This is a genomic window from Phenylobacterium sp. (assembly GCF_965284355.1).
Classification (GTDB): Bacteria; Pseudomonadota; Alphaproteobacteria; order Caulobacterales; family Caulobacteraceae; genus Phenylobacterium.
The window spans coordinates 3376469-3401130 of record NZ_OZ260078.1; the positions used below are offsets into that span (position 1 = coordinate 3376469).

Here is a 24662-nt window from a genome sequence, read left to right on the forward strand (position 1 = left end):
GGACTTCTATGGCTAAGGAAAAGGCGCTCGAGGCGCTCTCGCGGATCGGAGAGACGGAGGACTGGCGGAAGGCCTTCATCCGCCAACTGATCGCCTTCGAGGGGCAGATCCAGGCGCCCGGCGTCGATGTGCGCGAGGAGCTGACCGGCCCGCTGGTGGATGCGCTGTATGACGACGACGCGGTGGTGCGGCGGACGCTCTCGACCGGCGTGACGTTCGAGTTCCTCTACCGCTCCAAGATCGCCCGCGACTTCGTGATGTCGCAGCCCGAGGCGCCCGACCATGCCTGGGAGCCGATGACCAGCCGTATCCTGGTGGACCTTGCCCGTGGCAAGACGCGGGGGGGCGCGAAGAACGTCGTGATCGGCGGCGCCTACTTCGGCGACCACGCGGTGCTGATCGCGCGCGAGATCGCGGCGAAGGGGGGCGTCGTGCACGCCTTCGAGCCCAACAACGACCAGCGCGGCATGCTGATGAAGAACGCCGAGCTGAACGGCCTGACCAATATCAAGCCGCGGTCCGAGGGACTGTGGCACGACAGCTCGACGAACCTGAAGCTGGTGGGCTTCGACAGCTTCGCCAGCGCCGAGGTGGCCGAGGCGGGCGACGACACCTTCAAGACCGTGACCATCGCCGACTACCTGAAGGCGTCGGGCGTCGATGTGCTGGACCTGATCGTCCTCGACATCGAAGGCGCCGAGCTGGGCGCGCTGAAGGGCGCCGAGCCGTTCCTGGCGCAGCCCAAGGGGCAGGCGCCCGACATCCTGTTCGAGGTGCACCGCCACTACGTCGACTGGTCGAATGGCCTCGCCAATACCGACATCGTCAAGCTGCTGACCGGCCACGGCTACACGGTCTTCGCGCTGCGCGACTTCAACTCGAACTACGACCTGGCGGGCAAGCCAGTCGAGCTGATCCCGGTGGAAGACGTCTACCTGGAAGGCCCGCCGCACGGCTTCAACATGGTGGCCGTGAAGGACACCGCAGTGTTCGACGGGCCCGGCTATTCGATCGTGAAGGGCGTGAGCCCCAAGTACCTGCGCCACAAGGATCCCAAGCTGCATCACCCTCTGGGTGGGCTCTGAGGCTTTGGCGGGCCCATCTCCCGCTAGATTGGCCACCGTCGTTGGCGCGGCCGGCTTCGTCGGCGCCCGCCTGAGCGCGCGGCTGCAGGCCGACGGCTGGAGCGTGTGGGCCCCGGCCAAGGGCGATCCGGCGCTTTGCGAGCGTGATCTGGGGACGGTCTTCTACTGCGCGGGCCTGACCGCCGACTACGATCGCCGCCCCTTCGATACGGTGGAGGCGCACGCCAGTCTGGTCAGCGAGGTGATCCGCGCCGACCGGTTCGAGCGGCTGGTCTATTGCTCGTCCACCCGGCTCTACGACGGTCAGCGCAAGGAGGTGGCGCACGAGGCCGAGCCGCTGGTCTTCGATCCGGCCGACCCCCGCCGGGTCTACGACCTGTCCAAGGCGCTGGGCGAGAACCTGACCCTGGCCCGCACCGGCGGCCGGGGCGCCGTGGCGCGGCTGTCCAACGTCTACGACTGGGCCGACGGCGCGCCGGGCTTCCTCTCGGAGTGGCTGATGAAGGCGCGGACGACCCGCGACCTCGTGCTCGAAAGCAGCCCCAACATCGCCCGCGACTACATCCATCTGGACGACACGGTGGAGGCGCTGATCGCGTTGGCTGAACGAGGTCAGGGAATCTACAACGTGGCCGCCGGCCGCCTGTCGACCAACGCCGACATCGCCCGCGTTTTCGAGCGCGCAGGCTGGTGGGTCAGGTTCACGGGCGACGCCACGCCGCTGCCGCCGCCCAACGCCAGCGCCGAACGCCTCGCGGGCCTTGGCGTCGTCGCCCGACGGGTCGAGGATGTGGTCAAGGACTACCTGGAGGGTCTGCCCGCGTGAAGCTCGTCGACCACACCCGCGAGAGCCTGATCGGCTACGTCACCGCCCAGTGCGCCGCCATCGTGCCCGACGGGCGTGAGGCCGAGTTCCGCAAGGCCGTGGACGCCCACATCGACGAGGCGCTGGAGCGGATGCATGTCTGCATCAACGCCTGCGCGCCCTGGCGGCCCGACCAGTTCAACGTGCTGCAGAGCTCGCAGCACTGCATCTTCCTCTACTACCTCTCGAACACGATCTACCGGCGCTCGGGCGATACGGCGGCGGGGACGCGGCTGTTCCTGATGAACAAGGCGCTAAACGGCATCGACCTCTTCTACGAGATCCAGATGCCCGAGGTGTTCTACATTGGCCACTCGGTCGGCATCGTCCTGGCGAAGGCCACCTACGGAAACTACCTGGTGCTCTACCAGAACTCGACCGTGGGGAGGCACAAGACCGACATCCCGGTGATCGGCGACCGCGTGGTGCTCTATCCGAACACCGCCGTCATCGGCCGCTCGGTGATCGGCTCGGACTCGGTGCTCAGCCAGGGAACCAGCGCGGTGAACAAGACCGTCCCCGAGGGCGTCATCGCGTTCCGCTCCGGCGGCGCGGACCTGACGTTCGCGCCCCGCCCGAACGACCTGCTGCAGGAATACTTCCGGCTGTAGGCGCTGGGCTCGCTCAGGCGGTCTTCTTGAGCCCCGGCCGTTCGGTCACCGCGCGGTGGATCATGGCGTAGAAGTCGGCGGCGAACTGTTCGGTCTGGCCCAGCGGGCTGGCCCGCAGCCGGTCGCGGATGGTGGTGCGAAACTCGCGGCGGCGGTCCACGTCGGCGGCCAGCTTGAGCGCGATCTCCAGGTACTCGTCGAGGGTCCTGGCGCACAGGTCGCCGAAGCCGGCGTTCGACAGGATCGAATAGCTGAGCCGCTCGAAGAACGCCTCGCCTACCATGCTGACCAGGGGCACGCCCATCCACAGGGTCTCGGTGGTGGTGGTGCCGCCGGTGAGCGGGAACGGGTCCAGCGTGATGTCGATGTCGTTGTAGTGCGGCAGGTGGGCGCCGCGCACCGCGCGCCAGATGATCCGGTCGGCGCTGACGCCTTCCAGCGCGAACTGCTTCTCGATGTTCCTGCGGAAGCTCTCGCCACTGGCCTCGGGGCGCACGAAGGCGAACTTCGAGCCCGGCGTTGCGGCGACCACCCGGGCCCACTGACGCAGCACCTCGCGGGTATATTTGTGCGGGTTGTTGGCGGTGCCGTAGGTCACGAAGCCATTGCGGTCGGACGGCATCTCGGCCGCGATCGCGTGCCGGTCGACGAAGAACTGCTGGCCCAGCGCCAGCCAGGTGTGCGGCATCACCAGCGGGGTTTCGACCAGATACTCGTCCTTGGTCGGCCGGCTGTAGGGGTCGCAGATGAAGTAGTCGATGGTCGAGAGACCCGCCGAGTGCGGATAGCCCAGCCAGCTCGCCTGAACCGGGGCCGGGCGATAGGCCATCACCTCCAGCTTGTTCATGTGGGTCGAACCGCCCAGTTCGATCAGGATGTCCAGCTGGTCGGCGGCGATGTTCTCGGCCGCCTTGGGCACGCCGATGTCGCGCCACCAGCGGTAGGCCTTGATCCGGCTCTCGATGTGCCGCTGGGCGGGGTCGGGCTGTCCCTGATTGAACGAGTAGACATAGACCTCGAACCGCGGATCGACGTGGTCGAACAGCGGCATCGCGAAGTACCCCACGGGGTGCTGGCGCAGGTCAGACGACATGAAGCCCAGCCGGATCTTTCCGTCGGCCGGGCGCGGCGCGGGGCGGGCGATCTTGCGGCGGGCGGCGGCGGTCTCCTGGTCGCGGCCCCAGATGCGGTGTTGCTCGACCAGCTCCAGGCGGTCTGCGTCGGAGCGAACGCGGGCCAGCTGCTTCAGCAGCGCCGTGTGGCGGCCGTGGCGGGCCCAGCTGCGGCCCAGAGTCTCGAAATCGCCCACGGCGTCCAGCGCGTCGTAGTCGGCCACCCGTACGAAGACGTCGGTGAGGATCTTGTTCGCCGCGTCGGTGAACTCGTTCCGGCGCGGCAACAGTGACAGGGCCAGCTGGTAGGCCTTCTCGATGTAGGCGCCCTCGTCGCCGATCCGGCTGCGCTCCCAGGTTTCGACGAGAGCGGTGGCGGTCTCCAGTCGGCCCGGATCCAGCTGGTAGGCCTTCTCGAGGTGGTAGTTGGCGCGCTCGCGATCGCGGTCGGCCACCAGCATGCCCAGCTGGTAGTGGATCCACGCCACGTTCGGGTTGGCGGGCAGCTGCTCTTCGAGAAACGCCTCGCAGCGGGTCAGGTCGCCCGCGCGCCGCATCACCATGGCCTTGCTCTCGGCCAGGCGCAGGTCGTGCGGCGCGATGGCCAGCGCCTTGTCGATCGTCTCTTCGGCCTCGGCCGTGCGCAGCTCTTCGTTGAGGACGCCGATCATGTCCAGCCAGGCATCGGCGTTGTCGCGCTTGACGCTGATCGCGGTGCGCAGGCGCATCAGCGCCGGCTCGATCTTGCCCAGCTTGCTCAGCGTTCGGCCCAGCTGTCGGTGATATTCGCTGTTCCGCGGCTCCAGCCGGATCAGCTTCGTGAACATCGCCTCGGCCTTGGTGAGCTCGTTCAGGTCGATCAGCACGTTGCCCAGGTTCTGCTGTGCGGCGAGGCTCTTGGGCTGGAGCTTGATGGCGGCTTCGAACAGCGGCACGGCCTCGGCCTGGCGGCGCAGCTTGCGCAGAAGGACGCCGCGCGTGTTGAGCAGGTCGTAGTCGCGGGGGTAACGCTCGAGCCCTTTCGCCGCGGCGGCCTCGCCCTCTGCGAAACGGCCGGCGTTGTAGAGCTGGACCACCAGCGCCCGGTAAACCTGGACCGTGCGGGCGGGGTCTTCCGCAATCGCGGCGCTGAGGTGCTCGATGGCCTCGTCCCGGCGCCCCGCAGTCAGGGCCGCCTGCGCCGCGTTCAACCGATCGCTCATTCCTAGACCTTTATGCCGATAGTCGCGCCCGACTTACGGCGCTCGCCCGGCCATGGCTAGGGCCGGGTGGCCGCACCTGAAGCCTGTCCGGTGCAGATGGGGTCGTCTCAACCGGGTGAACAGGCGCTATTGCGTCGATTTTGTTCGTGTTTCGGGGCGAAACCGGCGTCCCCGTCGACCGACGCGCTCTAGCGCGAGAAGCGCCATTTCAGGACCAGGATCGTGGCCGACAGCCCGAGGCAGACGATGTTGGACGCGGCGACCGGCCAGCTTCCCGTCATGAGGCCGTAGACGGTCCAGAGGACGAAGCCCGTGACGGTCACGGCGTACATGCGGAGAGACACGGCCGAGGCGTCGCGTTCGCGAACGATCTTGATGATCTGGGGCGTAAAGCTGGCCATTGAGCACAGGGCGGCGCCTGTGCCGACGAGGTCGGCGGCTGAGAACATGAGGCCTCAGGCCCGTTGCGTGTGATTGTCCATGGGGACGCTAACGATGATGCGGACCCCGGGTTGCTCAGGTCTGATATCCAGCTTGCCGCGAAGCTGCTGGGCCATCAGTTGGGCCACGGTCAGCCCGAAGCCGGCCTTGGGCGCCGCAGGGTCCATCCCCACCCCGTCGTCGGCGACCGAGATCTCGAAGCCCTCCGGCGTGCGGCGCAAGCCCACGCGGATGCGCCCCGGCACGCCGTCGCGAAAGGCGTGGCGCAAGGCGTTGTTCACGGTTTCGCTGACCAGCAGCGCCACCGGCGCGCCATGCCGGCCCGGGATGTGAATGCTTTCGAGGTCCAGGTCGATGTCGACGCCTTCGCGCCCGGCAGACCCGGCCAGATCGCCGGCGATCTCGCGCACAAGGCCCGACAACTCGACCTCTTCGCAGTCGTCCGACCAGGTGACGTGGCGGTGGGCGACGCTGACGGCGGCCACCCGTAGCTGCACGGCCCGGAGCGCCTGGCGCGCGGTGTCGTCGCTCACCCGGCGGCCCTGCAGCATGACGATCGAGGAGATCAGCTGCAGGGTGTTCTTGACCCGGTGCTCGGCCTCCCTCTGCCGCGCCTCCTGGCGCTGGAGGGCGGCTTCCGGGCTTTCGTCGCTGGGACTGACCATACTGACTCCCGTGGTCGGCCGGGCCGACGCTCTACCGTAAGGCGGGTCGGTCGATCTTGCCACTCGGCGCCGCGTTCGCGGAACCGGTCACGTTGAAGCGGGCTCCCCGCTTGACCCGAAAGGGCCTGCGGGCGAAAGCGGCGCCTCATGAACATCCTGATCGTTGGGTCCGGCGGCCGCGAACACTCGCTGGCGTGGAAGATCGCGGCCTCGCCGCTGGTGAAGCGCCTGGTGGCTGCGCCCGGCAACCCCGGCATGGCGGCCCAGTGCGAGCTGCGGAACGTGGCCGCGACCGACGTCGCGGGCCTGGTGGCGCTGGCGCAGGAGATCGCCGCCAACCTCGTGGTGATCGGCCCCGAAACCGCGGTGGCGGCGGGGCTCGCCGACGCGCTGGCAGCGGTGGGCATCCCGTGCTTCGGGCCGACGGCCCAGGCGGGTCAGCTGGAGAGCTCGAAGGCTTTCACCAAGGCCTTCTGCGACCGCTACGGACTGCCCACCTCGGCCTATGCGGTGTGCGAGACCGCCGATGCGGCCAAGGCGGCGCTGGCCCGTTTCACGCCGCCCTACGTCATCAAGGCCGACGGGCTGGCGGCCGGGAAGGGCGTGGTGATCGCCCCGGACCGCGCCGAGGCGGACGCCGCGATCGACGACGCCTTCGGAGGCCGGTTCGGCGAGGCCGGCGCCCGGGTGGTCATCGAGGAGTTCCTGGAAGGCGAGATCGGCTCGCTGTTCGCCTTGTGCGACGGCAAGTCCTCGATGGTCTTCGGCTGGGCCCAGGACCACAAGCGGGTGTTCGATGGCGAGCAGGGACCGAATACGGGCGGCATGGGCACCTATTCGCCCGCGCCGGTCTTCACGCCGGAATTGGTGGAGCAGGTGCGCACGCGGCTGGTGGAGCCGGCGTTCGCGGGCATCGCCGCCGATGGGGCGCCCTATCGCGGCGTATTGTTCGTGGAACTGATGGCCACCAAGGACGGACCCAAGCTGGTGGAGTTCAACACCCGCTTCGGCGATCCCGAGTGCCAGGTGCTGATGCTGCGTCTCAAGAGCGACCTCGTGCCCTACCTGCTGGCCTGTGCGACCGGCCGGCTGGCCGAGATGCCGGAGCCGCAGTGGCGGGACGAATCCGCGATCTGCGTCGTGGTGGCGGCCAGGGGCTATCCGGGCACGCCGCAGGCCGGGGGCGTCATCACGGGCGCCGACGCCGATTTCGGCGCGGACGCGGCGGTCTTCCATGCCGGGACGAAGCTGGACGACGACGGCGTGCTGCGGGCAGCCGGTGGTCGCGTGCTGAACGTCTGCGCCCGGGCCGTCACGCTGCGCGACGCCAAGGACAAGGCCTATGCCGCCGTCGACGCGATCGACTTCCCGGACGGCTTCTGCCGCCGCGATATCGGCTGGCGCGCGCTTTCCCTCCCTTGATGGGGAGGGACAGGCGGCGAAGCCGCCAGGGTGAGGGAGTGTCGATCCTCCCGACCCTCTGAGTCTGGCCCTTACTGCCTCGCCCTGGCCGCTGGCGCGGCCTGTCCCTCCCCATCAAGGGAGGGAAGATTCCGCCACCGCCTTGAGTGCCGGCAGCGCCACGGCGTGCCAGGCGTGGCCCATGCCGCCCTGGATGCCCTCGACCTCGCGGTCGTCGAACTGGTCCCAGCCCGAGTGGACCAGCCTTACGTGCGTGCCGCCGGGGATATTGCGCAGCCGGATGTCCACGTGCGTGTCGGGCAGGCCCCACGAGAACGCCAGCCGCCTTGGAGCGTCCAGCATCTCGATCCGGCACGCGATGCCATCGGTGGGGTCGCCCGCGAGGCGCCGCGCACGGTCAGGCTGCAGGTAGAAGACCTGACCGACGACCGGCTGGAAGCGCAGACAGCCCATCCACTGGGTCACCAGCGCCGGTTCGGTGATCGCCCGCCACACCCGCTCGCGCGGGGCTTCGATCTCGATGATGGAGGCGACGTCCTCGACCATGACCCGCCTCTGAGGGGCGCCGGCCGCCCCGTCAAGCGCTTGCCCGACGCCGCGTCACCGGTAAAAGGACGTCAAACAAGCGTACGAAGCGTGGGAGAGCGCCATGACCGAAGCCGTCACTGCCGAGCAGGAGCGCGAGGCGCTCAACACCGGCACCAAGGAGGTCGCCGAGACCCACCGCTTCGACGAAGCCTCGCTGGCCCGCTGGATGGAGGCCAATGTCGAGGGCTACCAGGGCCCGCTCGAGGTGCGCCAGTTCAAGGGCGGCCAGTCCAATCCGACCTACCAGCTGATCACCCCGACCCAGAAGTACGTCATGCGCCGCAAGCCGCCGGGCAAGCTGCTGCCGTCGGCGCACGCTGTCGACCGCGAGTTCCGGGTGATCTCGGCGCTCTACCCCACCGGCTTCCCGGTGGCCAAGCCCTACGGCCTCTGCGAGGACGAGAGCGTCGTAGGCACCATGTTCTACATCATGGACATGGTGGAGGGTCGGATTCTCTGGGACCAGTCCCTGCCGGCCTATTCGCCCCCCGAACGGCGCGAGATTATTCTCGCGAAGATCAAGACGCTCGCCGACCTGCACAACACCGACTACGTGGCCGTCGGGCTCGAGAGCTACGGCAAGCCGGGCAACTACATGGCCCGTCAGGTCGACCGTTGGACCAAGCAGTACAAAGCCTCGGAAACGGTCCACATCCCCGAGATCGAGCGCCTCATCGAGTGGCTGCCGAAGACCGTGCCCGAGCAGGAGCGCACCTCGATCGTCCACGGCGACTATCGCCTGGACAACATGATCTTCCATCCCACCGAGAACCGCGTGGCGGCGGTGCTGGACTGGGAGCTCGGCACGCTGGGCGAGCCGCTGGCCGACTTCACCTACCTGCTGATGAACTGGATCAACGGCGGGATCTCGCAGATCCCCGACCTGAAGGCCCACGGCATCCCGACCATGGAAGAGGCGGTCGAGTACTATTGCGGGCTCACGGGCCGCAGCGGCCTGCACGACCTCTACTGGTTCTACAGCTACAACACCTTCCGCCTCGCGGGCATCCTGCAGGGCATCGTGGGCCGCGTCCGCGACGGCACCGCCAACAGCCCCCACGCCGCCCAGCAGGCCGACCGCGTGCTGAGCCTGGCCGAGACCAGCTGGAAGTACGCCAAGCTGGCCGGCGCGGAGTAGACGGCGGATCCTTCTCCCCTTGCGGGAGAAGGTGGGCCGCGAAGCGGCTCGGATGAGGGGTCGCGCTGGTCGTTCAACCCCCGTGGCGCGCCAGCGCCGCTAAACGGAACCACGGAAAACACGGAAGGCAGGCTCATGCTCGGAGCCCTTTACGTGTGCTTTCGTGCCTTCCGTGGTTCGGGCTGACGGCGCCTGCGCGCACATCGAGCTAGCGAGGTCAGCGCGACCCCTCATCCGTCAGCCTGCGGCTGACACCTTCTCCCGCAAGGGGAGAAGGAGACTTTCCAGCGCCGCCTCGTCCTCGAACACCGCTCGCACCGGCCAGGGCCGGATACGCGTGCGCCAGGCCGGGGGCAGGCGGGCCCAGTCCTTCTCCGTGGTGACCAGGCCGGCGTCGAATTGCGTGGCGCGGTCGGCCAGGCGGGCCAGTTCGCTTTCCGAATAGGCGTGGTGATCGGGGAAGGGCCAGAAGTCGGCCAGCTCGCAGCCGGCGGCCTTCAGCGCGCGCTCCACCTTCCACGGCTTGCCGACGCCCGCAAAGCCCACCTGCGGGCCCGGCGGGGGCGGTTCGGTGGGTTGCAGCCGGGCGACGAGAACCGGGACGCTTGCCAGGGCGCGCAGCAATTCCGGATCGGGCGCCTCGAGGTCGGCCGGCAGCAGGACGATCGCCGCGTCGGCGCGGGCGAGGCCCGCCTTCAGCGGCTCGCGCATTGGGCCGGCCGGAAAGACCCGGCCGTCGCCAAAGGGCCATTCATCGTTGCGGGTCTCGCCATCCACCACGACCAACGAGAGCGCCTTCTTCACGGAGGGGTTCTGGTGGCCGTCATCCATGATGATCACCGGCGCCCCGGCCTGCGCCGCCGCTACAGCCCCGGCCGCACGATCGCGCGCCACCCAGACGGGCAGGTCAGCGGCCAGCATCACCGGCTCGTCGCCGACGTCGGCCGCGGCGTGGTGGGGCTCGACCCTAAGCGGGCCAGCCTGCGCGCCGCCATAGCCGCGGGTCAGCACATGGCCCCCCAGCCGGCGGGCGACTTCGCGCACGACCGGCGTCTTGCCCGCGCCCCCCATGGTGACATTGCCGACGCAGATAACGGGCGCGCCGGGATCGACGGGTGCGCCGCGCGCGATCCGCCGCGCCGTGGCCCAGGTCCATATCCACGACGGCGGGGTCAGCAGCGCCCGCAGCACCGGACTGGGCGAGCGCTCGCGCGTGTACCACCACTGGGGTGTCGACAGCTTCATGCGGCCAGCAGGGGTTCGAGGCGGGCCAACGCATCGTCCAGGGCGGCGCTCTGGCGGCTGGCGTAGCTGAGGGCCGCCTCGCCCATGCGGCGGCCGATGGCGGGGTTGCCCAGCAGGCCGCGCAGGTGGCGGGCCAGCGCCTCGGTGTCGGCGGCCGCAATGGCGGCGGCCTCGGCGAACAGGTCGGCGTAGGGCTCGGCGGCGTTGGAGACGTTCGGGCCAGTCAGGATCGGCCGCCCGATGCGCGCCGGCTCCAGCGGGTTGTGGCCCCCCACGCCGGCCCAGCCGCCGCCCATCACCACCACGTCGGCCAGCCGGAAGAACAGCCCCAGCTCGCCCAGGGTATCGGCGACATGGATCGCGCCCGACGGCGCCTCGCCGGCGGCCCGGCGGGTGGCGGCGAAGCGGGCCGCGAGGTCGAGGCCACGCTCGGGATGGCGCGGCGCCAGGATCAGCAGCGTGTCGGCCTCGGCGACGCTCCGGAACGCCCCCACCACGATCTCGTCCTCTCCCGGATGGGTGCTGGCCGCCAGGACCACCTTCCGCCCGGCGCACGCTTCGCGCAGGCGCGCCAGTTCGGCCTCGTCGGCGGGCAGGGGCTCGCCCGCCAGCTTCAGGTTCAGCTTCGCCCCCGGCGACCCGCCCAGCCGGCGCACGCGCCCGGCGGTCGCGTCGTCCTGCGGCAGGATCAGGTCGAAGGACGAGAAGATCTCGTGCGCCGCCACCGGAAAGCGCCGCCAGTTCCGCGCCGTGCCCTCGGTGATCCGGGCCGAGACCAGGGCCAGCTTCACGCCGCGCGCGTGGGCGTCCTGGATCAGGTTGGGCCACAGCTCGCTCTCGACGAAGATCGCCAGCGACGGACGCCAGTGGTCCAGGAAGCGCTTTACCGTCCGGGGCGCGTCGATGGGGGCGTACTGATGGATCACGCCGTCCGGCAGTCGCCTGGCCAACATCTCGGCGGCTGTTCTCGTGCCGGACGTGACCAGCAGCACCAGCTCTGGCCGCGCCGCGTGCAGCGCCGCCACCAACGGCAGCAGCGACATGGCCTCGCCCACGCTGACCCCGTGCAGCCAGACGAGTCGACCGTCCGGCCGGGGCCGCGTGGTCCGACCCAGGCGCTCGTCCAGTCGCGCGGCGTCTTCCTTCCCGCGGGCGGCGCGGCGGCGCAGGAGCATCGGCGCGAGCGGCTCGAGGAGCGCCGTCAGCACGCCGTAGAAGGCGAGGGGGCTTGGCCTCACACCACGTCGGCCGGCGCGAGGCGGCAGGCGTGGACCGTGCTGGTCTCGACCTGCAGGGTGGCGTGGCAGATGCGGAAGCGGTGCTCAAGCCCTTCGCAGGCCATGTGCAGGAAGCTGTCGCCGTCGCCATTCTGAGGCCGCAGCACGTGGGCGGTCATGGCCGTCTCGGTGGTGGAAATCGCCCAGATGTGCAGATCGTGGACGTCCTCGACGCCCGGCAGTTCGGCCAGGTAGCGGCGCACCGCCTCGACGTCGATGCCGCGGGGCGCCGCGTCAAGAGCAAGGTCGGCCGAGTCGCGCAGCAGGCCCCATGTGCCCATCACAATGACCGCGGCGATGACCAGGCCCAGCACCGGGTCGATCCAGAGCAGCCCCGTCTGGGCCATCGCGAACGCGCCCACCACCACGGCCAGCGATACGCCGGCGTCGGCGGCCATATGCAGGAAGGCGCCGCGCACGTTGAGGTCGGAATGGCTGCCGCGCATGAAGAGCATGGCCGTCAGGCCGTTGATCACGACACCCAGGCTGGCCGTGAGCATGACCAGCTGGTTGTCCACCGGCGCCGGCTCGCGCAGCCGATGGGCCGCCTCGGAGACGATCACGCCCACGGCCACCATCAGCAGGATGGCGTTGGCGAGCGAGGCCAGGATGGTGGCCTTGCGCAGGCCATAGGTGCGACGCCCGGCCGGCGCTCGCCTCGCCAGCACCACCGCGCCCCAGGCCAGCAGCAGCGCCAGCACGTCCGAGAGATTGTGCCCGGCGTCGGCCAGCAGCGAGAGCGACCCGGTCCAGAGGCCCGCGGTGACCTCGGCGGCCACGAACAACGCATTGAGCCCGACCCCGATCGCGAAGGCTCGGCCCATGTCGGCCGGCGCATGATGATGGTGGCCGCCCCCGTGATGGTGGTGGTCGTGATCGTGTCCGTGGGCGTGATGATCGTGCGCGTGAGCCACGGGGCCTATGTCTCACCGACCTCGGGCGCGATCAACGCGATAACAAGTAACGCGTGCGCTGAGGGGGCGAGCTGGGCTGTCCGGTTCAGCGTGTGCCGCAGGCGCAGTCTTGTTTGACCACGAACGACACGAACCACACGAACGCGAGAAAACGCTGAGCGCCCGAGCTGCCGGCTCCGTTCGTGTGGTTCGTGTGGTTCGTGGTCAATCTGAACGGCGCTGACGCGCCACCGCGGCTGACAGGATTGTGCGCCCCTTGTCAGCCGCGCCCCACAATCGCCTCCGCCTTTCGGGTCGCTGCCGACAGCCGGGTCGACCACTCGACGATCAGCGCCTCGATCGCGGCCTCGTCGGCGTCCGCCGGGACGTAGAGTGGGCCGTCCCAGACCACGGCGCCGAGGCCGAAGGGGGCGGCCCACATGACCTTGTCCCAGGTGCTCTGCATCTGGGTCGCGGGGCTGGCGGCGATGCCCATCAGGTACACCGCCTGGCCCGAGCGCCTGGCGATCTGCAGCGAGCCGGCGGCGATCACCTCGTTGGGGCCGCGCGGGCCGTCGGGCGTGACCACCAGGGCCCCGCCGCCCTTCACCCAGTTGGTGGCCTCGCGGATCGCGGCGACTGCCTGGCGGGCCTTGGCCGCGTCGCCCTTCTTCGCCGAGGAGACGCGGATCGCCGGGAAGCCCGACATGTCCAGGGCGCGGGCGATGAACTCGCCGTCGGCGCTGGGCGAGATCAGGCACTTGGTGCGCTTCCTCCACCACTGCGGCGCCGTCGCCAGGCACAGCGGGATGCGGCCGTGCCAGAACAGCGCGATGGCGCCCTTGGCGTCGTCGACCAGCACGGGTTCGACGGCTTCGACGTTCTCGTGGCGCCAACGGATCGTGCGCAGCACCACGCGCAGATAGGTCCCGAGCAGCCAGCCGAGGAAGGCCTGGACACCGTCGGATCGCAGCAGCTTCTTCAAGCGGCGGGCTCCGCCTCCAGATCCTGGCTGCGCGCCAGGCGGGCGTAGAGGCCCTTCTTCTTCAACAGACCCGCGTGGTCGCCGGTTTCCACGACCCGCCCCTGGTCGACCACATAGATCCTGTCGGCGCCGCGGACGGTGGACAGGCGATGGGCGATGAGCAGGGTCGTGCGGCCCGCCATCAGCCGCTTCAGGGCGGCCTGCACCTGGGCCTCGCTTTCGGTGTCGAGCGCGCTGGTGGCCTCGTCCAGCAGCAGGATCGGAGCATCTTTCAGGAAGGCGCGGGCGATGGCGATCCGCTGCCGCTGGCCGCCGGACAGGCGCGTTCCGCCCTCGCCGACGAGACTGGCGTAGCCCTCGGGCAGGGCCGCGATGAACTCGTGGGCCGCGGCGGCCTCGGCCGCGGCCTGTATCTCGGCGTCGGTGGCGTCGGGCCGGGCGTAGGCGATGTTGGCGCGGACGGTGTCGTCGAACAGGAACGGCTCCTGGGTGACCAGCGCGATCTGGTCCCGAAGCGAGGCCAGGGTCACGTCGCGCACGTCCTGGCCGTCCAGCGTCACTCGGCCGCCGCTGACGTCGTAGAAGCGTGGGATCAGGTTGAGGATCGTGCTCTTGCCGCCGCCCGAAGGGCCCACCAGGGCGACGGTCTCGCCCCGGCGGGCCTCCAGCGACACGCCACCCAGCGCGGGCGGGCCCCCGCCCCCGTACGAGAAGCTGACGTCCTCGAAGCGGATGGCGCCCTCCGAGCGGGTGATGGCGTGCGCGCCGGCCTGTTCCCGCACCTCGGGCTCGACGTCCAGCGCCGCGAACAGCCGCCGCGCCGCCGACATGCCCTCGGCGAACACGGTCTGCAGGTTGGCCAACTGGCGCAGCGCCTGGCTGGCCATGGTCAGCGCGGCGATGAAGGAAAAGAACGCGCCGGCGTTCATCTCGCCCACGGTCGAACGCCAGCCCGCGTAGGCGAAGACGATGGCCACGATCAGGGACATCATCAGTTCGGTGGCCGGCGCGGCGCGGGCCCGGGCGTTGGCCCCCTTGGTCAGGTGGCGCTGGCGGCGTTCGACCACCTCGGCGACGCGGGCCTCCTCATAGGCCTCGCGGTTCTCCAGCTTCACGACGCGCACGCCGTCCAGGCTTTCCATGATCGCCGACGACAGCGCCGAGGTCTCGGCCATGGCGCCCTTGGCGGCCTTGGTCGTGCGCTTCGAGAACCGGCGCATGATCGCGCCCGCGACCGGCACAGCCCCGATCAGCACCAGCGACAGCACCCAGTCGTTGGCGATCATGACCGCCACGGCGCCCACGAAGACCAGCAGGTTCTGGGTGTAGTTCACGACCCCCGCAGTCGCCGCCTCGCGGATCAGGCCCGCGTCATAGAGCACCGACGAGACGTAGGCGCCCGAGTGCTGGCTGCGCAGATGGGCGAGGTCGGCGCGGACCAGCTTGCCGAACAGCTGAACCTGCACGTCGCCCACCACGCCGTTGCCGATGCGGTTGACCAGGGTGGCCTGGACGATCTGGGCGACCGTGCGGGCGACCGCCAAGCCCGCGATGGTCAGGGGGATCCAGAGCAGTGCGCCCGGCTTGTGAACCACCAGCAGGTCGTTGGTCGCCGGCTCGATGATCTGCACCAGCTGCGCCGAGCAATAGGCCACCACCACGGCGGCCAGCATGGCCACGGCCCAGCCCTTCCACCGCGGCGCCATGTAGATGCGGGCCACCCGGGCGATCAGCGCGCGGGCGGACAGCTCCGGCTGGGCTGGCTCGCTCATGGGGGTTGGGTCGGACGTTGCGGGGGTGAAGTCAAGCGGCTGTCGGGGACCTTCTCCTAGCGGGAGAGAGGGCGCCGGCCGAGCCGTGGTGGGTCAAATCCGCTTCATCGCCTCCGCGGCCGCGATCACGGAAGCGGCGAGCGGGGTCGGGAGGGCGTCCAGCCGAAACCAGCCCAGGCCGGTGTGCTTCTCAGGCTCGAGGAGGGCCGGCTCGCCCTGGAAGCTTCGCGCCAGGTATGTCGGCGAGACCCAGTGCTGATCGGGGAGGATGAGATCCACGACACAGAGGAGCTCGAGCGGGCCGAGGGTCAGGCCCAGCTCCTCCGCGATCTCGCGGCGCGCCGTGGTTTCCGTAGGTTCGCCCGCATCGACCTTGCCGCCCGGCAGGCTCCAGCAGCCCGCCTCCGGAGCGCGGCCCCGGCGGATCAGCAGGAGCTCGCCATTGCGCAAGATCGCGACGCCGCAGCCGACCCGGGGCTGGTTTGGGGATGGCTCCGTCATGGGCGGACCCTAGGATATCGGAGGCGAACCTCAAGCTGGCGAGTGTCGGAAGGCTTCCCCGGCGGCACGGCTGGCCCTAGTTAGGCCGACATGACCGCCCCGGCCGACCGCTTCGACCTCACAACCCCGTTGGGGCGGACGAAGACCTACCTCGACTATCTCTGGAACGACCACGCCTACCTGCGGCTGGGGTTCTCGAACGCGCACTGGATCAGCGAGGAACTGGTCCGGGCCAACCAGCCGTGGCCGCACCAGATCGCGGAATGGAAGGCGCGCGGGATCAAGTCGATCGTCAATCTGCGCGGCGGGTTCGACGCCAGCTTCCATGCGCTGGAGAAGGACGCCTGCGAGCGCCTGGGGCTGAATTTCGTGAACTTCACGATCACCTCGCGCGAAGTCCCGTCGCGCGACCGCGTGCTGGGCGCAAAGCGGCTGTTCGAGACGCTGGAGTACCCGGCGATGATGCACTGCAAGTCCGGCGCGGACCGGGCGGGCATCATGAGCGTGCTCTACATGCACTTTCGCAAGGGCCTGCCGATCCGCGTGGCGCTGGACCAGCTCTCGTTCAAGTACCTGCACATCCGCCACGGCAAGACCGGCGTGCTGGACTATACCTTCGCCCGCTACCTCACCGAGGGCGAGCCGGCGGGCATGAGCTTCCTGGAATGGGTCGAGAGCCCGATGTACGACCCTGCCGCCATGAAGGCCGACTTCCGCACCAACATGTGGGGCAACCTGCTCACCGAGAGCGTGCTGCGCCGGGAGTAGTCTGCCCAGATCCTCCCCCGCTGGGGAGGTCCGCGCGAAGGCGCGGGGCGGGGGTTCAGGCAGGGACTCGGGGCCTGCAACCCCCACTCGCTTCGTGAGCTCCCCCAGAGGGGGAGCATCTGGGCAGCGCCGCTGTCCTAGTGTGCGTGGCCGTCGTCGGCGCCGGGCGTCAGCAGCTTGTGGGCGTGCAGGACGAAGTAGCGCATGAGGGCGTTGTCGACGGTGGCCTGGGCCTTGGCGCGCCAGGCGCGCGCGGCTTCCTCATAGCTCCCGAAGGCGCCGACGAAGTCGACGCTGGCGTAGTCCTTGAACTCGGGCGGGCCGTCGAGGGACTTGAGCTCCCCGCCGAGGACGAGATGAAGGAGTTCTGTGCTGGGCATGGGTTAGATCGTTTCAGCTGAAATCATTTCCGCGGGCCAATATGCTGGACGAGCGGCAGGATCAATGGGGCCAGCGCTGGCGTAGCGCAGATGAGGCTGGCCTGCGACGCTCTGGCGCAATTGTAGCGGAAGCCTTCGCCGGTGTGGTCGCCCACGAAGCAACCCGCCTCGCGTGCGATCAGATCTCCGGCGGCCACGTCCCAGTCCGACTTGCGCACCGGCGCCACGGCGGCGTCGAAGTCGCCGGCCGCCACCAGGCACATGCGGTAGGCCGTGGAGTTGCGCTGCTCGACCTGCATCGCCGGCCAGGGCGTGGGCCAGGACCAATGCCCGAAGACGATCGGGTCGCCCACCATGCGGCAGTCGGCCAGTTCCGTCGCAGCGGAGGGCGAGATCGCCTCGCCGTTGCGGGTCGCGCCCTGGCCGGCGGCGGCGGCGTACAGCTCGTGGCATTCCGGCGCGAACACCACGGCGGCCACCGGCAGGCCGTCCTCGACGACCGCGATCGCCACCGACCACCAGGGCCGACCCTTCAGGAAGGCGCGCGTGCCGTCGATCGGGTCGACCACGAACAGACGCCGGCAGTCCATCCGGCTCTTGTCGTCGGCGGTCTCCTCGGACAGCCAGCCGTAGTCGGGGCGGGCGCCGCGCAGGCGTTCTGTCAGCAGCTTGTCGGCGGCCAGGTCGGCGTTGGTGACCGGCGTGCCGTCGTCTTCCTTGTACTCGATCTCCAGGCCCTGGCGGCGCAGGTCGCTGGCCAGCTCGCCGGCCTCGCGGGCCGCGTCGAGGATGAGGGCGAGGTCCGCTTCCATCCGGGCGTCTAGAGACCCGCGATGGCGAGGGCGTCGACGAGCAGCGAGGGGGCGTTTGCGGCGCCGCGGATCTCCAGGTCGGAGCCGGGCGTGACGCGGCCGAAGATGTCCAGCAGGTTGCCGGCCACGGTGATCTCGTTGACCGGATAGGCGATCTCGCCGTCCTCGAACCAGAACCCGGCGCAGCCCACCGACCAGTCGCCGGTGTTGCCGTTGAGCGAGGGGCCGAACATCGAGGTGATCAGCAGGCCCTTGCCGGCGTCCTTCATGAGGCCCGCCTGGTCCTTCTCGCCCGGCATGAAGGTCAGGTTCGAGGTCGAGACGCCGGGCGGGCCGGCCAGGCCGCGCGAGGCGTGGCCGGTGGTGGTCAGGCCGAGCTGACGGGCGGAAGAAGTGTTCAGCAGCCAGGTGGTCAGCACCCCGTCGTCGATCAGGTTACGGGCCTCGTTGGCCACGCCCTCGTCGTCGAAGGGCGAGGAGCCCAGGCCGCGCAGCCTGTGGGGGTCGTCGCGGATGACGACGCCCTTGGCGAACAGCTGCTGCCCCAGCTTGTCCTTCAGGAACGAGGCGCCGCGGGCGATGGCAGGGCCCGAGATGGCGCCGATCAGCGGGCTCATCAGCGAGCCGGCGAGGCGGTTCTCGAAGATCACCGGGGCGGTGGTGGACGCGATCTTGCGCGCGCCGAGACGGGCGGCGGCCCGGCGGCCGGCCGAGTCGCCCAGGCTCTCGGGCGAGGGGAGGTCGGCCTGCCATCGGGTGGAGCGGCCGTCGTGTCCGGTCTCCATGCCGTTCTCGTCGCCGGCGATGGCCGAGGCGCTGATAGAGAACCCGGAAGCCCGGTGGACGCCGGTGAAGCCCGCGCTGGTGACCATGGTCCACTGCGACGACGACCAGGCGCCCGACCCCCCGTCGGAGTTGGTCACCTTGGGGACTGCCCGCGCGGCGGCCTCGGCGAGGCGGGCGCGCTCCTCCAGCGTCTCGGGCGTCGGTTCGCTGGCGTCGTAGAGGTCCAGGTCGCGCATCGGCCCGCGGGCCAGATGCTCAGGGTCGGCGAGACCGGCGTAGGGATCCTCGGGCGCGAGACGGGCCATGGCGACGGCGCGCTCGACCAGCTTGGCGCGGGCTTCGGGCGAAATGTCGGACCCGGACACCGTCGCCTGCCGCTTGCCCACGAAGACGCGCAGGCCCAGGTCGCGGGACTCCTCGCGCTCGACTTCCTCGAGGTCGCCGTTGCGCACGGTGATCGACAGGCTGCGCCGTTCGGCGCCCACGGCCTCGGCAGCGTCGGCCCCCGCCTTGAGCGCAGCGGCGACGACGTCGTTCAGAAGGGTCTCATCCATCGCGGGGATATGGCCGACCCGGGCCGCCCGAACAACCCTACGGGATGGCGTAGAACAAGAGGGCCGCGGCGATGGCCACGTAGCTGATCCATGTGCCCAGCACGCCCAGCGCCCGCGGCAGCGTCGCGGACGTCGAACGCGAGAGGCCGACGGCGTGAGCGATGCGGCCCGCGAACAGGATCGCGCCGATCGGGTGGATCAGCAGCGGCGGGGCGCCCGCCAGCGCCAGCAGGCCCAGCCCGGCCAGGGCCGCCGGGACGTACTCCGTCGCGTTGCCAAAGGCGCGGATGGCCTGGTTCAGCGCCGGCACGCCGCCGTCGCCGATCTCGACGTGATGCTTGCGCCGCTGTCGGGTGACCAGCACCGACAGCACGAGCAACAGGATCAGGTGCAGGCCGGCCCAGAGGGCGGCGGCGTGGGCCGAAGCGGTAGCGTCCATGGGCTGCGTTAATCCACCGGTGCGCCATCACCCGGCAACCCCAGGCGGCCCCACATCTCCGTGACCTTGGCCACGGTGTCGCGGTCCATGCCCAGTTTCTCGCCCCATTCGCGGTGGGTCTCGGGCGGCCACTTGTTGGTGGCGTCGAGGCCGATCTTGGAGCCCAGGCCGCTCTCGGGCGAGGCGAAGTCGAGGTAGTCGATGGGCGTGTTCTCGATGACGGTGATGTCGCGGGCGGGATCCATGCGGGTGGAGAGCGCCCACATGACGTCCTTCCAGTCGCGCGCGTCGATGTCGTCGTCCACGACGATCACCCACTTGGTGTACATGAACTGCCGAAGGTAGCTCCAGACGCCCATCATCACGCGCTTGGCGTGGCCGGCGTAGGCCTTCTTCATCGACACGACGGCGATGCGATAGCTGCAGCCTTCGGGCGGCAGCCAGAAGTCGACCACCTCGGGAAACTGCTGCTGCAGCAGCGGGATGAACACCTCGTTCAGCGCCTCGCCCAGCACCGAGGGCTCGTCCGGCGGGCGGCCCGTGAAGGTGGTGAGGTAGATCGGGTCCTTCCGCATGGTGATCGCGGTCACCTGGAACACCGGGAACGGCTCCACCGAGTTGTAGTAGCCGGTGTGGTCGCCGTAGGGCCCCTCGTCGGCATACTCGTCCAGCAGGACGTGGCCCTCCAGCACGATCTCGGCGTGGGCCGGCACCATCAGCGGCACGGTCTTGGCGGGAACCAGATCCAGCTTGGCCCCGCGCATCAGGCCCGCGAACTGGTACTCCGACAGGGTGTCCGGCACCGGTGTCACCGCCGCCAGGATCGTGCCGGGGTCGGCGCCGATCACCGCGCAGGCGGGCAGCGGCCCGCGCTTGCCCTGCGCCTTCCACCGCCGGTGATGTTGCGCCCCGCCGCGGTGGGCCAGCCAGCGCATGATGGTGCGGTCCTTGCCCAGCACCTGCATGCGGTAGATGCCGAGATTGAAGTCGTCCTCGCGGCTGTCGGACGGGCCCTTGGTCACCACCAGCGGCCAGGTGATCAGCGGCGCCGGCTCGCCCGGCCAGCAGCCCTGGATCGGCAGCTTGGTGAGGTCGATCTGGTCGCCCTTGAGCACGATCTCCTGCACCGGCGCGGTCTTCCGCACCTGGGGCCGCATGCCCATCACGGTCCGGGCAAGCGGCAGCATGTCGAAGGCGTCCTTCAGGCCCCGCGGCGGCTCGGGCTGGCGCAGGAAGGCCAGCAGTTCGCCCACCTCGCGCAACTCGCCCGCGGTGGTGCGTTCCTTGCCCTCGAGCGTCACGCCCATGGCCACCCGCTTCACCGTGCCGAAGAGGTTGACCAGGCAGGGCATGGTCGAGCGCTCGCCGTCGGCGCGGATGACGTTCTCGAACAGCACCGCCGGCCCGCCGGTCGCCAGCAGGCGGCGCTGGATCTCGGTCATTTCCAGGTGGGTCGACACAGGCTCGGTGACGCGGACCAGCTCGCCCGCCGCCTCCAGCTTGGCCAGGAACTCGCGCAGCGATCGATAAGCCATGGCGCCGTTTACCTGGGGCCGGTGAAGCGGTCTAGGATGCGGCCCCACGGAGAGCACATGGCCCGCCTCGACCTCGACGACCTGCCGCCCAAGATCGCCGCCCTTCTGGCCGGCCTGCCCGAGGGCGAGGATCTGGTGTTGGTGCAGCACGGCGCGGTCGTGAGCCGCCTGACGGTCGCCGCCCCGCCGCCGGCCGCCGAACCCGAGCCGGACCTTTCGCCCGAGCAGAAGATGGCCGAGGTGTTCGAAGACTTCCGCGCCGCCATCGAGGACGAGTTTTGAACGTCAGCAGCCACATCCACGCCACCGCGCGCCACACCACCCACTACCTGTCGGCGGGCGCGCCGGGCGCGACGCCTATCATCTTCGTCCACGGTTGGCCCGAACTCTCGATATCGTGGCGCCACCAGCTGCCGGTCTTCGGGGGGTTGGGCTTCCACGCCGTCGCGCCCGACATGCGGGGCTATGGGCGCTCCAGCGTCTATCCCCGTCATGAAGACTACACGGTCGAGAATGCGGTCGCAGACCTCATCGAGCTGCTCGACCACCTGGGCGCCGAGAAGGCGGTGTTCGTCGGCCACGACTGGGGCGCCCCCGTCGTCTGGAGCATGGCCCAGCAGCATCCCGAGCGGACCCTCGGCGTCGCCGCGCTTTGCGTGCCCTACATGCCCGACGGCTTCGCGCCCGAGACGCTGATCCCGCTGGTGGACCGGACGGTCTATCCCGAGGCCCAGTTCCCGGCCGGACAGTGGGACTACATGCTGTTCTACCGAGAGAACTTCGCCGCCGCCTGTGCGGGCTTCGACCAGAATCCCCGGGGCTTCGTGAAACTGGCGTTCCGCGCGGGCGCGCCGGGCGGTGAGGGCCAGCCCGCCGGCACCGCCTTCGTTCGCGCCAACGGCGGCTGGTTCGGGGGCGCCGCGATCCCCGACGTCCCGCGTGACGAGAGCGTGCTGACCGCCGAGGACGAGGAGGCCTACGCCGAGAGCCTGTCGCGCAACGGCTTCTTCGGCCCCGACAGCTGGTACATGAACGGCCCGGCCAACATGGCCCACGCCGCCCGCGCGCCCGACAAGCGCCTCGCCATGCCGGCGCTCTTCCTGCACGGCGCCTACGACTACGTCTGCGCGACCGTGGGGACGCGCCTGCCCGATCCCATGCGGGCCAACTGCGCCGATCTGACCGAAGCGGTGGTCGAGAGCGGCCACTGGATGGCCCAGGAGAAGCCGCGCGAGGTCAACGCGGCGCTGGCGAAGTGGCTGGTGGCGAAGCTGCCGGAGCTTTGGCCGCTCTAGCCGACGGAACGAAGCGGCCGGTCCGCGGTTCTGCCTGCTCCACGGAGCTCGGCATGAAATCCAGGACGCTACTCTTCGCGGGCGGTCTCGCCCTTCTCGTCGCAGGCTGCGCGTCCCTGGGCGCGTCCCGCACGCCGCGGGCGCCCGAGCCCGCCAAGCCGATCGATGCGGCGTCCCACTTCACCGGCCGCTGGTACGAGATCGGCCGCACCCCGATGAAGCTCACCGACGGCTGCGTCGCGGGCTACACCGACTATCTGCGCGAGGGCGACAAGCTCATCCAGCGCGACGGCTGCCGCGACGGATCACCGGCGGGTAAGGAGAAGGTGGTCGCCGGACCGCTGAAGATTCTGAACCCCGGGCTGAACAACAAGGTCCACGTCAGCTACCGCCTGTTCGGCGTGCTGCCCGTCGGCCGCACGTACTGGCTGCTGGACCACGGCGAAGGCTGGTTCATCATGGCGACCGACGATTTCAAGCTGGTGAACCTCTACACCCGCGATCCCCGGCCTGCGCCGCAGATGGTGGCCGACATGACCGCCCGCACCCGCAGCCTGGGCCATGACGTCAGCAAGCTGGAGTACCCGACGCAGTTTCCGCCGGGCCAGAACTAGCGCGGCGTCGCGTCCCAGGCCTTCACGACGGATTTCTTGGCCGCCTTGCGGAAGCGGCGCTCGATGAAGCTGCGCAGCGAGCCGGGGTGCAGCGTCCCCAGGCGCGCCAGCACGCTGGGATAGTCCTTGTAGTGGGCCGTGACGTGAAAGGTCTGCGGTTCGGCCTCGATCAGCATCTCGCGTTCGTCGAACGGCACGTCGACCAGAACCAGCGAATTGTCCTCGTCGCGCAGCCGGGTCAGGAACTTGCCGTTCACCTTGAACGACGGCCGCCCATAGCTCGTCCCCTCCTCCACGCCGGGGAAGCTGAGCACGATCTCGCGCATCTCGTCTTCGGTCACGGATCGCCTCTTGCCTCAAAGCCGTCCAGGCTGAGCGGTCAGTCTGGCGCCCCGGACGCCCGGCGGCTAGCGGCCGGACCGAACCTCAGTGTGGGCATTGCGGTTGCGGGCCCAGGCCTCCGCGTTGGACGCCGGGTCGAGCGGGCGTTCCTTGCCGTATGAGATGGTCTGCACGCGGCCGGGGTCGACGCCATTGGCGACCAGCACCTCGCGGGCCGCGGCGGCGCGGCGCGCGCCGAGCGCCAGGTTATATTCCCGGGTGCCCCGCTCATCCGCCGAACCCGCGACGATCGCCGAGACACCGACGTTGCTGGCCAGCCACGCGGCCTGCCGCACCAGGATGTCACGCGCCTCGGGCGCCACCGCATGGCTGTCGAAGGCGAAGTAGACCCTGTCGCCGGCCCGCGCCGCGAGATCTGCCTGGCCCCCCGCCGCCGCCTCGCCGGACGAGGCCGATGGGGTCGGACTCTCCTGGGGGGTTGTGGACGAGGGCGTATCGGCCGGCGTGGGGCCAGGCGGCGGCTTCGGACGGCTGGCGCAGGCGGAGAGCGACAGCACGGCGAGGCCGCAAGCGGTGAGGCTGAGAAGGTTTCGACGCATGCATCGACGTCGCCCGCCGGGCCCTGCAAGCTCAAGCATAAGGAACTTATAGTGGGGCGTCCGGGCCTCAGCCGTCCCACACCTTCGTGGGGGATTGCAGGCGCGGGCCGTGGCGTCGATGAGAATGTCCAGGCGCCGCGCCCGCGTCTCCGCCGATTTCGCCGACACGACGCGGTGGACGGCCACCTTGCGGTAGCGGGGCGGGAGGGCCTGGAGCCGAGCCCCAGGCCAAGGGGTCAGCCGCCCGAGTCCAGGAGGTGGTCGCGGACCTGGACGAGGTCCTCCCGCAGGCGAGAGGCCTCGGTCTCCGTGACGCCGCTCGAGGCGACCAGCCGATCCCAGAAGGCAAAGGCCTTCTCGCGCGCGGCCCGCCCGGCCGGGGTCAGCGAGACGAGCACCTGGCGCTCGTCACGCACATCGCGCCGCCGGTCCACCAGGCCCGCCGTCTCCAACCGCTTCAACAGAGGCGTGAGGGTGTTGGAGTCCAGAAACAGCTTCTCGCCGAGCCGGCTCACCGTGACGCCGTCCTCTTCGTACAGCGCGACCAGCGCAAAGTACTGCGGATAGGTCAGGCCCAGTTCGTCCAGCATGGGCTTGTAGGTCCGGCCGAACGCCAGGTTGGCGGAATAGATGGCGAAGCACAGCAGCTCTCCGAGGCCGGCTTCGGGGTGGGACGGGTCCTGGGTCATGCGTCACATATAAATCGTGCGCGATTGGATCGTAAGGGGTTGCATCT

The 24662-nt window shown here is 69.8% G+C and carries 27 protein-coding genes and 1 pseudogene; 9 read left to right on the forward strand and 19 right to left on the reverse strand.

Annotation, left to right across the window (positions count from 1 at the left end; all coding sequences use genetic code 11):
- The first annotated feature begins 8 nt into the window (after positions 1-8).
- Genes ACQ66R_RS16580 through ACQ66R_RS16590 form a run of 3 tightly spaced genes read left to right on the forward strand, consistent with a single transcriptional unit; the run spans position 9 to position 2561 of the window.
- A complete protein-coding gene (locus ACQ66R_RS16580) occupies positions 9-1085 on the forward strand; it encodes an FkbM family methyltransferase (protein WP_430423793.1) in 1077 nt (358 codons plus the stop codon).
- Positions 1086-1113: 28 nt separating this feature from the next.
- Entirely contained in the window at positions 1114-1911 is a 798-nt protein-coding gene (locus ACQ66R_RS16585) for an NAD-dependent epimerase/dehydratase family protein (RefSeq protein ID WP_430423794.1), read from the forward strand.
- Positions 1908-2561, forward strand: coding sequence for a hypothetical protein (locus ACQ66R_RS16590; protein ID WP_430423795.1), 654 nt, complete (start codon positions 1908-1910; stop codon positions 2559-2561). Before ACQ66R_RS16585 ends, ACQ66R_RS16590 begins: the two co-directional genes overlap by 4 nt.
- Before the next feature lie 13 nt (positions 2562-2574).
- On the opposite strand, the gene ACQ66R_RS16595 is transcribed toward ACQ66R_RS16590, so the two are convergent.
- The 3 genes from ACQ66R_RS16595 to ACQ66R_RS16605 all read right to left on the reverse strand — a co-directional run bounded on the left by ACQ66R_RS16595 (position 2575) and on the right by ACQ66R_RS16605 (position 5981).
- Positions 2575-4875, reverse strand: coding sequence for a tetratricopeptide repeat protein (locus tag ACQ66R_RS16595; RefSeq protein ID WP_430423796.1), 2301 nt, complete (start codon positions 4873-4875; stop codon positions 2575-2577).
- Positions 4876-5063: 188 nt separating this feature from the next.
- Entirely contained in the window at positions 5064-5324 is a 261-nt protein-coding gene (locus ACQ66R_RS16600) for a SemiSWEET family sugar transporter (protein ID WP_430423797.1), read from the reverse strand.
- A gap of 6 nt (positions 5325-5330) precedes the next feature.
- Positions 5331-5981 (reverse strand): sensor histidine kinase, encoded by a 651-nt coding sequence (locus tag ACQ66R_RS16605; RefSeq protein ID WP_430423798.1) that lies wholly within the window; start codon positions 5979-5981, stop codon positions 5331-5333.
- Between the two features lie 147 nt (positions 5982-6128).
- On the opposite strand from ACQ66R_RS16605, the gene purD reads away from it, so the two are divergent.
- The gene (gene purD / locus ACQ66R_RS16610) at positions 6129-7403 is read left to right on the forward strand and encodes a phosphoribosylamine--glycine ligase (RefSeq protein WP_430423799.1); all 1275 of its coding nucleotides are present in this window, start codon (positions 6129-6131) and stop codon (positions 7401-7403) included.
- 114 nt (positions 7404-7517) lie between these two features.
- Here the strand turns inward: purD and ACQ66R_RS16615 are convergent, their stop codons facing one another.
- Positions 7518-7949, reverse strand: coding sequence for an SRPBCC family protein (locus ACQ66R_RS16615; RefSeq protein ID WP_430423800.1), 432 nt, complete (start codon positions 7947-7949; stop codon positions 7518-7520).
- 103 nt (positions 7950-8052) lie between these two features.
- Between ACQ66R_RS16615 and ACQ66R_RS16620 the strand changes: the two genes are divergently transcribed.
- Positions 8053-9129: a phosphotransferase family protein gene (locus ACQ66R_RS16620; protein ID WP_430423801.1), complete on the forward strand. Its 1077-nt coding sequence runs from the start codon at positions 8053-8055 to the stop codon at positions 9127-9129.
- A gap of 237 nt (positions 9130-9366) precedes the next feature.
- On the opposite strand, the gene lpxK is transcribed toward ACQ66R_RS16620, so the two are convergent.
- The 6 genes from lpxK to ACQ66R_RS16650 form a co-directional block, all read right to left on the reverse strand.
- Entirely contained in the window at positions 9367-10374 is a 1008-nt protein-coding gene (gene lpxK, locus ACQ66R_RS16625) for a tetraacyldisaccharide 4'-kinase (protein ID WP_430423802.1), read from the reverse strand.
- Positions 10371-11612, reverse strand: a complete 1242-nt coding sequence (locus tag ACQ66R_RS16630) for a 3-deoxy-D-manno-octulosonic acid transferase (RefSeq protein ID WP_430423803.1) — start codon at positions 11610-11612, stop codon at positions 10371-10373. The genes lpxK and ACQ66R_RS16630 overlap by 4 nt, the downstream gene beginning before the upstream one ends.
- Positions 11609-12565, reverse strand: coding sequence for a cation diffusion facilitator family transporter (locus tag ACQ66R_RS16635; RefSeq protein WP_430423804.1), 957 nt, complete (start codon positions 12563-12565; stop codon positions 11609-11611). Before ACQ66R_RS16635 ends, ACQ66R_RS16630 begins: the two co-directional genes overlap by 4 nt.
- A gap of 259 nt (positions 12566-12824) precedes the next feature.
- Positions 12825-13529: a lysophospholipid acyltransferase family protein gene (locus tag ACQ66R_RS16640; RefSeq protein WP_430423805.1), complete on the reverse strand. Its 705-nt coding sequence runs from the start codon at positions 13527-13529 to the stop codon at positions 12825-12827.
- Positions 13526-15301, reverse strand: coding sequence for an ABC transporter ATP-binding protein (locus ACQ66R_RS16645; RefSeq protein ID WP_430423806.1), 1776 nt, complete (start codon positions 15299-15301; stop codon positions 13526-13528). Before ACQ66R_RS16645 ends, ACQ66R_RS16640 begins: the two co-directional genes overlap by 4 nt.
- Before the next feature lie 93 nt (positions 15302-15394).
- The gene (locus tag ACQ66R_RS16650; RefSeq protein WP_430423807.1) at positions 15395-15802 is read right to left on the reverse strand and encodes an NUDIX domain-containing protein; all 408 of its coding nucleotides are present in this window, start codon (positions 15800-15802) and stop codon (positions 15395-15397) included.
- Positions 15803-15892: 90 nt separating this feature from the next.
- Here ACQ66R_RS16650 and ACQ66R_RS16655 point away from each other — a divergent pair, with 90 nt between their 5' ends.
- On the forward strand, positions 15893-16570 hold the full coding sequence (locus ACQ66R_RS16655) for a fused DSP-PTPase phosphatase/NAD kinase-like protein (protein WP_430423808.1): 678 nt from the start codon (positions 15893-15895) through the stop codon (positions 16568-16570).
- A 137-nt stretch (positions 16571-16707) separates the two neighbouring features.
- Here ACQ66R_RS16655 and ACQ66R_RS16660 read toward each other — a convergent pair whose 3' ends face one another.
- The 5 genes from ACQ66R_RS16660 to ACQ66R_RS16680 are packed head-to-tail and all read right to left on the reverse strand — an operon-like array spanning position 16708 to position 21076.
- The gene (locus tag ACQ66R_RS16660) at positions 16708-16950 is read right to left on the reverse strand and encodes a DUF4170 domain-containing protein (RefSeq protein ID WP_421936452.1); all 243 of its coding nucleotides are present in this window, start codon (positions 16948-16950) and stop codon (positions 16708-16710) included.
- Positions 16951-16973: 23 nt separating this feature from the next.
- Positions 16974-17762 (reverse strand): inositol monophosphatase family protein, encoded by a 789-nt coding sequence (locus ACQ66R_RS16665; protein ID WP_430423809.1) that lies wholly within the window; start codon positions 17760-17762, stop codon positions 16974-16976.
- An 8-nt stretch (positions 17763-17770) separates the two neighbouring features.
- The gene (locus ACQ66R_RS16670; protein ID WP_430423810.1) at positions 17771-19102 is read right to left on the reverse strand and encodes a TldD/PmbA family protein; all 1332 of its coding nucleotides are present in this window, start codon (positions 19100-19102) and stop codon (positions 17771-17773) included.
- A gap of 37 nt (positions 19103-19139) precedes the next feature.
- Positions 19140-19541 (reverse strand): MAPEG family protein, encoded by a 402-nt coding sequence (locus ACQ66R_RS16675; RefSeq protein WP_430423811.1) that lies wholly within the window; start codon positions 19539-19541, stop codon positions 19140-19142.
- Between the two features lie 8 nt (positions 19542-19549).
- Positions 19550-21076 carry a UbiD family decarboxylase gene (locus tag ACQ66R_RS16680; RefSeq protein WP_430423812.1) on the reverse strand — a complete coding sequence of 509 codons (1527 nt, stop codon included), beginning with the start codon at positions 21074-21076 and terminating at the stop codon, positions 19550-19552.
- Between the two features lie 57 nt (positions 21077-21133).
- On the opposite strand from ACQ66R_RS16680, the gene ACQ66R_RS16685 reads away from it, so the two are divergent.
- From ACQ66R_RS16685 to ACQ66R_RS16695, 3 genes are read left to right on the forward strand one after another with little or no spacing between them, the layout of a single operon-like run.
- Positions 21134-21358 carry a hypothetical protein gene (locus ACQ66R_RS16685; RefSeq protein ID WP_430423813.1) on the forward strand — a complete coding sequence of 75 codons (225 nt, stop codon included), beginning with the start codon at positions 21134-21136 and terminating at the stop codon, positions 21356-21358.
- Positions 21355-22371, forward strand: a complete 1017-nt coding sequence (locus ACQ66R_RS16690) for an alpha/beta fold hydrolase (protein WP_430423814.1) — start codon at positions 21355-21357, stop codon at positions 22369-22371. The genes ACQ66R_RS16685 and ACQ66R_RS16690 overlap by 4 nt, the downstream gene beginning before the upstream one ends.
- Positions 22372-22424: 53 nt before the next feature.
- Positions 22425-22985, forward strand: coding sequence for a lipocalin family protein (locus ACQ66R_RS16695; protein ID WP_430423815.1), 561 nt, complete (start codon positions 22425-22427; stop codon positions 22983-22985).
- Here the strand turns inward: ACQ66R_RS16695 and ACQ66R_RS16700 are convergent.
- The 4 genes and pseudogenes from ACQ66R_RS16700 to ACQ66R_RS16715 all read right to left on the reverse strand — a co-directional run bounded on the left by ACQ66R_RS16700 (position 22982) and on the right by ACQ66R_RS16715 (position 24615).
- Positions 22982-23326 carry an MmcQ/YjbR family DNA-binding protein gene (locus ACQ66R_RS16700; protein WP_430423816.1) on the reverse strand — a complete coding sequence of 115 codons (345 nt, stop codon included), beginning with the start codon at positions 23324-23326 and terminating at the stop codon, positions 22982-22984. The genes ACQ66R_RS16695 and ACQ66R_RS16700 overlap by 4 nt on opposite strands.
- A 66-nt stretch (positions 23327-23392) precedes the next feature.
- Positions 23393-23926 carry an OmpA family protein gene (locus tag ACQ66R_RS16705; protein ID WP_430423817.1) on the reverse strand — a complete coding sequence of 178 codons (534 nt, stop codon included), beginning with the start codon at positions 23924-23926 and terminating at the stop codon, positions 23393-23395.
- 114 nt (positions 23927-24040) lie between these two features.
- Positions 24041-24268: pseudogene (locus tag ACQ66R_RS16710) on the reverse strand (YdeI/OmpD-associated family protein); the annotation flags it as partial.
- A complete protein-coding gene (locus tag ACQ66R_RS16715; RefSeq protein WP_430423818.1) occupies positions 24163-24615 on the reverse strand; it encodes a MarR family winged helix-turn-helix transcriptional regulator in 453 nt (150 codons plus the stop codon). The gene ACQ66R_RS16715 and the pseudogene ACQ66R_RS16710, both read right to left, overlap by 106 nt.
- Positions 24616-24662: the final 47 nt, after the last annotated feature.